Raw genomic sequence first — 1,012 nt, 5'->3', positions numbered from 1 at the left:
GATTCCCAGCGGGAGCGATTTCTGATTCAAACTCCGTGCTGGAGAACGGGGGCCAGCATGGATGACGCGACCCTATTCAGAAGACCTTCGTGAACGGGCTCTGGCGCGAGCTGATGCAGGAGAGACAGTTCGTTCGATTGCAGAGGCGCTTCAGATCAGCCCGTCCTGTGTAACGAAGTGGAAGAATCTGAGACGGGAGACTGGGGGCGTTTCGCCCGGCAAGATCGGCGGTCACAAGAAGCCGGTTCTGTCCGGTGCCAATGCTGATTGGCTGCGTAAGCGCGTTCTCTCGGGACCATTCACTTTGCGGAAGCTGACACAGGAACTGGCGGCGCGCGGGATCAAGACCGATGTGCGGGCGGTGTGGACGTTTGTGCATGCCGAAGGGCTGAGCTTCAAAAAAAACGATCCTGCCAGTCGAACAAGATCGCCCCGACATCGCCCGTAAGCGGACACGCTGGAAGGCCCATCAAGGCAAGATTGACGCTTCACGCCTGATCTTTATCGACGAGACCTGGATCAAGACCAATATGGCGCCACTGCGCGGTTGGGGACCGAGTGGACAGCGGCTCCAAGCATCCGCGCCTTTCGGTCACTGGAAGACCATGACTTTCATCGCAGCGCTGCGGCACGACCAGATCAGCGCACCTTGGGTCATCGACGGCCCCATCAATGGCGAACTCTTCACCCTCTATGTCGAGAAGGTGTTGGCCCCAACTCTGGCAAAAGGTGAGGTCGTCATCCTCGACAATCTTGGCAGTCACAAGGGCAAGTCCGCTCGCAATGCGATCCGCGCCACCGGAGCGCACCTGCTCTTCCTGCCGCCCTACAGTCCCGATCTCAATCCGATCGAACAGGTCTTCGCCAAGCTCAAACATCTGATGCGAGCCGCAGAACCGCGCGATGTCGAGGCAACCTGGCGCAAGGTCGGCGAACTCCTCGACCTCTTTTCTGCACAAGAGTGCGCCAACTATCTCAAAAACTCAGGCTATGTTTCCGTATAAAAACAGCG

The 1,012-nt window shown here is 58.1% G+C and carries 1 protein-coding gene; it reads left to right on the top strand.

Going from position 1 to position 1,012, the window contains the following annotated elements; genetic code table 11:
• Nucleotides 1–61: 61 nt before the first annotated feature.
• A protein-coding gene (locus tag ACZBJS_RS42555; RefSeq protein WP_229180416.1) for an IS630 family transposase occupies nt 62–1,004 on the top strand; the annotation gives its coding sequence in 2 pieces (ribosomal slippage) (nt 62–397 and nt 399–1,004; 942 coding nt in all).
• The last annotated feature ends 8 nt before the right edge of the window (nt 1,005–1,012 follow it).

The sequence above is a fragment of the Bradyrhizobium sp. KZN70725 genome (assembly GCF_055264925.1).
The sequence above is the reverse complement of the archived record's forward strand: the minus strand, read 5'-3'. Positions and strand labels throughout refer to the sequence as shown.